General features: G+C 51.8%; 10 protein-coding genes and 1 CRISPR repeat array. Of the genes, 1 reads left to right on the top strand and 9 read right to left on the bottom strand.

Annotated features, from left to right (window positions below; translation table 11 throughout):
* The coding region (locus tag AB7S84_RS15320; protein WP_428155538.1) for a phospholipase D family protein at positions 1–1596 on the top strand (1596 nt) is incomplete at its 5' end.
* Between the two features lie 190 nt (positions 1597–1786).
* Here AB7S84_RS15320 and AB7S84_RS15315 read toward each other — a convergent pair.
* From AB7S84_RS15315 to AB7S84_RS15275, 9 genes are all read right to left on the bottom strand, one after another.
* A complete protein-coding gene (locus AB7S84_RS15315) occupies positions 1787–2050 on the bottom strand; it encodes a hypothetical protein (RefSeq protein WP_020878762.1) in 264 nt (87 codons plus the stop codon).
* Positions 2051–2813: 763 nt separating this feature from the next.
* Positions 2814–3584 carry an MBL fold metallo-hydrolase gene (locus tag AB7S84_RS15310; RefSeq protein ID WP_020878761.1) on the bottom strand — a complete coding sequence of 257 codons (771 nt, stop codon included), beginning with the start codon at positions 3582–3584 and terminating at the stop codon, positions 2814–2816.
* 18 nt (positions 3585–3602) lie between these two features.
* The gene (locus AB7S84_RS15305) at positions 3603–3791 is read right to left on the bottom strand and encodes a hypothetical protein (protein WP_020878760.1); all 189 of its coding nucleotides are present in this window, start codon (positions 3789–3791) and stop codon (positions 3603–3605) included.
* Between the two features lie 130 nt (positions 3792–3921).
* Positions 3922–4110: a type II toxin-antitoxin system HicA family toxin gene (locus AB7S84_RS15300; protein ID WP_353740093.1), complete on the bottom strand. Its 189-nt coding sequence runs from the start codon at positions 4108–4110 to the stop codon at positions 3922–3924.
* A gap of 32 nt (positions 4111–4142) precedes the next feature.
* On the bottom strand, positions 4143–4355 hold the full coding sequence (locus AB7S84_RS15295; protein ID WP_040416853.1) for a type II toxin-antitoxin system HicB family antitoxin: 213 nt from the start codon (positions 4353–4355) through the stop codon (positions 4143–4145).
* Between the two features lie 202 nt (positions 4356–4557).
* Complete coding sequence (locus tag AB7S84_RS15290; RefSeq protein ID WP_040416850.1) at positions 4558–5397, bottom strand: class I SAM-dependent methyltransferase; 840 nt, start codon at positions 5395–5397, stop codon at positions 4558–4560.
* Positions 5398–5519: 122 nt separating this feature from the next.
* Positions 5520–5684, bottom strand: a complete 165-nt coding sequence (locus AB7S84_RS15285; protein WP_257785905.1) for a type II toxin-antitoxin system HicB family antitoxin — start codon at positions 5682–5684, stop codon at positions 5520–5522.
* 182 nt (positions 5685–5866) lie between these two features.
* Complete coding sequence (locus AB7S84_RS15280) at positions 5867–6064, bottom strand: hypothetical protein (RefSeq protein ID WP_040416847.1); 198 nt, start codon at positions 6062–6064, stop codon at positions 5867–5869.
* A gap of 22 nt (positions 6065–6086) precedes the next feature.
* The gene (locus AB7S84_RS15275; protein ID WP_428155532.1) at positions 6087–6227 is read right to left on the bottom strand and encodes a hypothetical protein; all 141 of its coding nucleotides are present in this window, start codon (positions 6225–6227) and stop codon (positions 6087–6089) included.
* Between the two features lie 1261 nt (positions 6228–7488).
* Positions 7489–7891: a CRISPR direct-repeat array (repeat unit 36 nt; unit sequence GTCTCAATCCCCTCGAATCGGGGCAATGGTTCAGAC).
* Between the last annotated feature and the right edge of the window lie 29 nt (positions 7892–7920).

Below are 7920 nucleotides of genomic sequence, written 5' to 3'. Positions count from 1 at the left end.
GATGGGGGAAAGACCATGCGCCAACGCCGATTTTTTCTCAGGGGCCTCTTTCGGACTCTCTTGTGGGCGATGACGGTGATTCTGTCAGGATGGGCGGCATTGCTGCTCTTCCACCCCCCGTTGCCCAGTCTTGAAGGACGATCGTTCACAACGGCCTTTTCAGACACATCCCACACCCGGATCGGCCGGACGCTGGCGTCCCTGGCGGCCGCCCACCCCGATCGCTCCGGCGTCGTTCCGGTGGCGGACGGACGGGACGCCTTCGCCGTGCGGAAGCTGCTGGTCGACAGCGCTGAAATCTCCATCGACGTTCAGGTCTATATCTGGCACGGGGATCTGTCGGGCACGCTGCTGCTCAATTCCTTGTATCGAGCCGCCCTGCGCGGCGTCCGGGTTCGAATGCTGTTAGACGATAACGGCACGGATCTGGATACGTTCCTTTCGGCCCTTGACCGCCATCCCCTGATCGAAGTTCGGCTTTTCAATCCCTTCGTACAACGGCGTTGGCCGTGGCTCAACTATCTCACCGATTTCCGGCGGGTGAATCGGCGCATGCACAACAAGGCTCTTGTCGTGGACAATCAGGTGGCCATTGTCGGAGGCCGCAATGTCGGCGACGAATATTTCGACGCCGATCAGTCGTTTTTTTTCATCGATCTCGACGTTCTGGCGGTGGGCGATGTGGTGCCGCGGATTTCCGACAACTTCGACCGCTATTGGGCCAGCGGCTCGGCATACCCCATCGACCGGCTGGTATCGGCACCTCCGGAAGAAGCTCTCCAACGGCTCAGCCGCAGGGTGCAAGCGATCATGCAGGCCCCGGAAGCCCGCGTCTACCGGAAAGCCGTTTCAGAAAACACCCTTGTGCAGGATCTTAAAAACGGACGACTCTCCTTCGAATGGGTTCCGGTTCACCTGATCAGCGACGATCCCGCCAAGGGGCTCGGCGCGGTGGAACCGGCGGACCATATCGGAACCAACATGCTCAAAAGGATCGGCACGGCAAAACAGGAGATCGAACTCGTCTCTCCCTATTTTGTTCCTACCAGAATCGGGACCTCGGCGCTCGGGGGGGCTGCCCGGAAAGGGCTCCGTGTCCATGTGCTGACCAACTCTCTTTCGGCAACGGATGTTCCCGCCGTTCACGCGGGCTACGGAAAACACCGCCAAAAACTTCTGCAGCAGGGCGTGTCGCTTTACGAAATGAAGAAAAGCGCGGGCGTGATCCGTTCCGCCCTTGAAGACAGGGGGCCGCTTGGCAGTTCAGCCGCAAGTCTGCATGCCAAAACCTTGTCTCTGGATGGGGAGCGGATCTTTGTCGGTTCATTCAATTTCGATCCGCGTTCGGCGCTTCTCAATACCGAGATGGGCTTTGTCATCGAAAGCCCCCGACTGGCCGGCGCCATATCCGACAGGTTCACGAAAAAGATTAACCCGTTCGCTTATCAAGTGCGGTTGGACCGCGACGGTAATCTGCAATGGGAGGAGGAAAGGGGGGGCGATAAGATCCTTCACACAACGGAGCCGGAGACCTCCTGGCGGCTGCGGGCGCTGGTTACGGTTCTTTCGTGGCTGCCCATCGAGCCGCTACTGTAGTATCGCGGTCACTATGGCCGTTGGTGGCTTCAATGGGTTCGGGTTGGGATTGCCCCATAAAAGAAGAGCCAGGGGTTTTCCGAATGAATGCCTTCATACGGTCATTCCCCTGGTCGATATCTTCATGGTCCTTCATGCGAAGGGCCATGAAAAAAGAAGATGGTGCAGTTGCCGCTCAATACGTCATGCGTTAGTTTGCGGTGTTGAAAAATTCTTCGCTCTTCTTGACGTTTTCATCGATGGCGGATTTGAACTCTTCCCGACCCGCTTTGCAGGTTCCAACCCAACCCTTGATGGCATTTCTGCCCTCTTCGGGAAGCCAGGTCGCCATATCGATCAGCGTATTGGTCGTTTTTTCCATCTGTTCCTGGAGCGTGACCATTGCGTTGAAGGTGTTATTGAAGGCGGCGTTGTTGAAATCGATCATCTGTTTAAACATGTTCATCTGTTCCATTTTTTTCTCTCCTGTGTTTTGTTGCGTTTTTCCTCGAATCATCTGCTTTCCGGCATCTGCCGAGGAATGTACTGCAAAATCAACGCATTTATTCCGGCCGCGATATCTAAAAAGTTTCAGTTCCTCTGAAATCTGTGCGAACGGCACTGAATACGCGATTCGGAAATAACTATGTCACCTTTATTGCTGCAATGCAACATATATTTTCATCGCGTAGATACGGTTTTTTGCTGAAAATTTTATCTATTTGAATTATATGTGTTATTAATTATATATTTTATCTTGAAAAATATCGGAGCCGATAAGCTCCGACAAAATAATAACTGCGATGCAACATATTGGTCTCTGAACAACCCGTTTTCGATTTTGGGGATGAACAGGGTTTCATCCCGTTGCAGGGTGATCAACCGATAACCGCAGCTTCAGGCAGACAATCCGAAACAGGCGCGTTATCATGGCCCCGATCCTGGTATCCATCTTATGGAGAAATCCATCTTCGGCGCATCGAACAAGCTCAGGTCTTTGAGATAGAATCAACCTCGCGGCCATTTCCGCAGCAATAACCGTCAAATGCGGACACTGCTGGAAGTGGGCTTGACGATCATGGCGGACACTTCGAGAGAGAACGCTACAGCAGGTTGCGCCATTAACGGCTTTAAACGCATCGTGACGTTGCCGGGCACTTTTGCGCATGCGTTGGCGGGGATGGTCTGGATGTAACCGTGACCGCCTGGCAGCGGATCGGTTCGAGCGATCCGCCGTCTCAGAAGATCAGCGTTTCGCCATCTTCAGGCACGAGCAGGCGGTGGACCATGCCGGTTTTGGCCGAGTAGTTCCGGAGTTGAGCGCGGGTAAGCGCCGCATGATTTACAGCGTCCATGTGACTCGCGATCAGCGTTGCCCTCGGGGCGGCTTTGAAAACCTTGTAGACATCCTCCTTGTTCATGATGACCGGCCCGAGTCCGGGAATTTGTGCGTCGCCACTGTTGAGAATGACCACATCTGGAGAGTGGTTTCGCAGGGTGTCTTCGACATATCGGTTCCAGACAGTGTCTCCGGCAAGGTAAAGGGTCTTCTCATCTCCGGATTTGAATATAACGCCGCAGACCTGGCCTAAGAGTTGGCCGACAACCGCCATTGCTTCATCGGAGCCGTGTTGGCCGGGAGTCTTGATCAGCGAGACGCCACGGAACGTCGAATCTTCCGAGAGGATGCGCACATCAGTGAATCCTGCGTCCTTGATCAGGCGTGCGTCATTCTCGTGCTGCGCGAAGACGGGCATGTCCTTGCGAATTGCCGCCATCGCCGCCTCGTCCCAGTGATCTCGATGCGTATGGGTGACGATGACGGCATTTACATCGACGACCTCGGATATGGGCAAGGACAGATCGACTTTCGGCCATTTGAGATGAGCATTGTATGTTCCGGGAATGCCCGGGTAGCTGTCTTTGTCCGCCAATACGGGATCGACCAGAAAACGGGTACCCCCAAAGTCGATCAGTAGGGTTGCACTACGAATCTGAGTAATTTTCATTGATCTGTCTCCCTCCGGCTATTTTGGGACGTTACCGCCCTTTGCCAGGCGAATCAGGAACTCGCCCTTCCCGCACGCAATGTCAACCACCTGTGCGCCGGTCGGGAGGCGCAGGAGCGCCACGAGACGCGCCAGTTTCTCCTCGCTCGCAGGGTTGCACACCACGTGTTCGCGGTGAGTGATGTCGTAGAATTTCCACATGTCCATGATTCAGTCCTTAAAAAGCCTCCCATTCCTTTTGGGATTCAGATCGAAGACTCAAAACCGACCTCTTGACGAAGCTCGTGGATGATATAGACACATCCCTCTTGCTTTCTCACGCGTTCAAGATCCCGCCTCAAAGCAGATTCATGAACTCTTCGACTGTTAACCCAGCTTGCCTGATTATTGCCCGTAGTGTACCTGTTGCCAATTCTTTGTGATTGGGTATTGTGAGCCGTCGATTTGGCGGAGCAGATTGCCTAAGTATCATGTGGCTTCCTGTTTGATGATCGATTCCATATCCGATTTTTGACAATGCAGACACCGCTGCTTTTCCGGATATTTTGGGTAGCTTGCTCACACCGCTACCTCGATTACCTCTTCGTATATTGACGGGGGTATCGGATCTCCATGCTTTTTCAAACTTTCCAGATATCCGATAATGGCATCTTTTATATTTGTAAGCGATTCTTCTCGCGTTGTGCCTTGGGAAATACAACCCGGCAAGGCAGGAACTTCAGCCACAAACATCCCATCTTCATCTTGTTCAATAATAATTCTAAACTTCATTTTTATCACCCTTTTAAATTTTCAATAGCTCCGAATAAAATATTCCGATCACCTGCCACATTGATTTTATTGTTTTTCCGGGTTAGATCCAATATAGCTCATCGGTTGATCACTTTCAATTTTGGCTGCCTGACATTGCCTTCACCGGCGGGATGCCAGCGCAGTGGAATTGCCGCCCGGGTGCACTGCGGAGATCTGTCCTCTACGCCTTCCCGGCGATAACGGCAAATTCGTCCGAATTTCGATCATACGGGGTTCCCGCGACGTCCGCATAAATCCCGTCAATGGAAAATCCCGCCTCGAGGAACTCGCTCTCCAGGTCCTCCAGGGCAAAATACTGCAGCCAGTTGTATACCGTTCTGGTGCGGGCCGGCTCAACAATCGTGTACTTTTCAAGCATGACCTTCTCTCTGTGATATTTGAAGATATTCAGAAAGCCGTAATACTTGTGCGGCGACCAGAATCCATCGAGCAGGTTCTGTTCGTATATGGCCGCTTCTTCTCTTTGTTGGAACGCCGACAGAGAATAGACGTCGAGAAGGACCGAGCCGCCCGGCTTTAAAAGCGTGTGGAATTTGTCGAGAATCACTCTCCGCTGTGCTGGGCCGAGGGCACAGAAATCGCACATGATCATCAACACCAGGTCGAATCGTTTTTCTGTTTCAAAGTCAAGGTAATTCTGGTTCACGTAGTTGATGTTCAACTGTTCGCGGGCGGCGACTTCCCTTGCATACCGGATGGACCTCCCCGAGAAATCAATGCCCGTCACATCCGCCCCGCGCTTCGCCAAACGCGTTGTGTACAATCCCGGACCGCAGCCAAAATCCACAATCGTGCGGTTCCTGTCGATATCGAATCGGGATGTGATCCATTTCACCGATCGATTGATGAACGCCGCCTTCCGTGATGAAACGTCGATTGTCTCATCGAGGTGCAACGAAAGCATCCGCGCCGAGGTATGCTCGTCAGTCCACAGATCGCTTGCCGTGTAGAATTCGAACGGTTCGGGACGTTCGTTGATTCTCTCCAGCGCTTCAAACATCGTCTCTTTCATCGTTCGTACGGCGCTGCGCCGGCCGTACAGGTTACGCAGCGCAGCGGAATTGCCGCCCGTGATGTGGAAGGCATGGTCGTGTACAGATCTATATTATTATTGTCTAAATATTATTGGCTCAATTTGAAACTTGCAATACGATTAAGGCTAACGCCGGACTCAGCAGCTTGTATGGCCAATTTTCTATGTACCTCAGGAGGCACCCGGACCATGAATTTCCCGCTGAAATGTTTGCCTGCGATTGGCTCCGGGACTGGCTCACCGGTTTGTCCCATGTCCGACAACACATCCGCTACAAGATTTCGTATGCCTTTCAGGGCCTTTTCCGGGGTATCGTCCAGCCAACTTATTAAACCGGCAACTATTTACAGAAACAGACCATGATTTTCTTGATCAAATATTTTAGGTTGTCAGCAATATTCTTAACAACTTCTTGTTCGGATCTTTAATTGCCGGATTAATAAGCTGGGAAATTCAGCACACAGTCCCACATACTCATTATCATCTTCAGACCCGGTAACCCGGTACGTATATTTATCATTTTTTGCGGCCACGGTTTACCTCCAATAGTACCACGAACATAACCGGCATCCTCCACCAGAGCAGCGACGATGATGGTTTCCAGATGCTTCCCGCTGGTGTCGGTTGGCTTCATTCACGCCCCCATCAATTACCCATCAATTAAGCTTTCGCCCAGGGGGGAACGGGACATACTTCATAAACTTTTTAGGTGCGCTTTCATCAAAAGGCTTTATGGCCCCATCTTCAATCGCTTCGCGGATGTACCTGGAAACAGATGCTTTATTCTTTTCCTCCATGCCAAAACGTTCCCTAAGAGAGGCGTTGGTCAAATAATCCCGCACCACCCACTTCAGGCAGGCATGAAGATAGCAGGCTCTTACCCGGTCCGCCTTATCCGATGTCCATAAGCGTTCTTGAGTCGCTCACAATAGCAACAAGGCAATCCAAGCGATAAAGAAAATCAACGGGACCCCAATCGGGGCAACATATCCGAAATCTGATTCAATTGCGGTTAATTCTCTTTGATCGTTCCACTTGCGTATCCAACGCCACTCCTTTATTATTTTATTTTGCGCGACTATCGCAAGCCCAATAGCCACTGCAGACACTATCACAAGACAAATGCCCAACCATGGCCCGTATGTTATGATCAGGTCCAGTTGATCCTGGCAGGCTACATTCCGAGATGCCCCTATCACAACGCTATAAGTAGCAGACAAAATGGTCTGAGACATGATCAGCCAAGATATCCGATGATTTAACAGGTTATCTTCATGCGTATACTTCTCTCGAAATTCGGCGTATCGATCTTGATTGCACATGCGTCCATTCCTCGCTTACTCATTGATGATCCTGTCAATTCGACCTGATATTATAGAGAGTGGGTTCGGGCAATTTTGCACGCCCTCAATATCATTCACACTGAATCCCGCTCCCGATTTCAAAACAAAAAAAGCCCCGCCATCAATACCGATGAGGGAGCTTTTCCGGAAAACAGGGACGGCATTCCCAATGCCCTGTCCTTTTCCCAGGGCCTTGAGCATTCGTTCCCGTGTCGGCTTCACCGGTCGTTTTTCATCCTTCGAAAATTCCTGCTCGTTATGGTTGGCTGTCGTTGGCCGGCGCTTCGATAACAATGATCTGCTTTTTGGCCGCCTCCGGCCGGATCCACGCGCGATCTTAAAATACTTTTTCCGATCAAGTCAATGCGTACAAGTGCCTATTGCCGCATAGGTATAAATACCTATCGGACAGATCCGACATAATAAGGTGATGAAGACAGAGAGCTGTCGGAATGCTGAAGGTCGGATAATTGGAAGGTAATAGCGGCTAACGCTGGTCGGTACCCCGGGTGGATGCAAACGCGCGATCAATGCAGTCCGTAATGAGCCGGCGACCCGGCATATCGCACAATTGCGAGCCGCCGATCACGCGGAAATTCGAGTCAACGGCTGTCGGGCGATATTGAGGAATCGCCTTTTCAGAACCGCCTCCCCGGGAGCCGTGGTGTTGGTCTATTTGGACCGGACTGCAAACCGATGTCCTGCCTGGTGAAGTGTCTCAATCCCCTCGAATCGGGGCAATGGTTCAGACGTTGTCAAACAATTCCGCAACCGGGAACCAATCGATATGTCTCAATCCCCTCGAATCGGGGCAATGGTTCAGACAGATTGAGGAGGCAATATGAAAATCCCTTTTGCTGAAGTCTCAATCCCCTCGAATCGGGGCAATGGTTCAGACGAGTGTAGTAAACTGTCTGACATCTGGGTCCCTTATCAGTCTCAATCCCCTCGAATCGGGGCAATGGTTCAGACTCACGACCGAGGTTCTGAAGGATGGGTTCGAGCGGACGTCTCAATCCCCTCGAATCGGGGCAATGGTTCAGACGCAAGTTAGACACTTGATGACCGACCCACGCAGCACCGTCTCAATCCCCTCGAATCGGGGCAATGGTTCAGACTCAACTACTAACGCTGACGAGTGCCAACC

The organism is Desulfococcus sp. (assembly GCF_050178255.1).
In the GTDB taxonomy this organism is placed as follows: domain Bacteria; phylum Desulfobacterota; class Desulfobacteria; order Desulfobacterales; family Desulfococcaceae; genus Desulfococcus; species Desulfococcus multivorans.
This window is presented reverse-complemented; position numbering and strand designations above follow the sequence as displayed.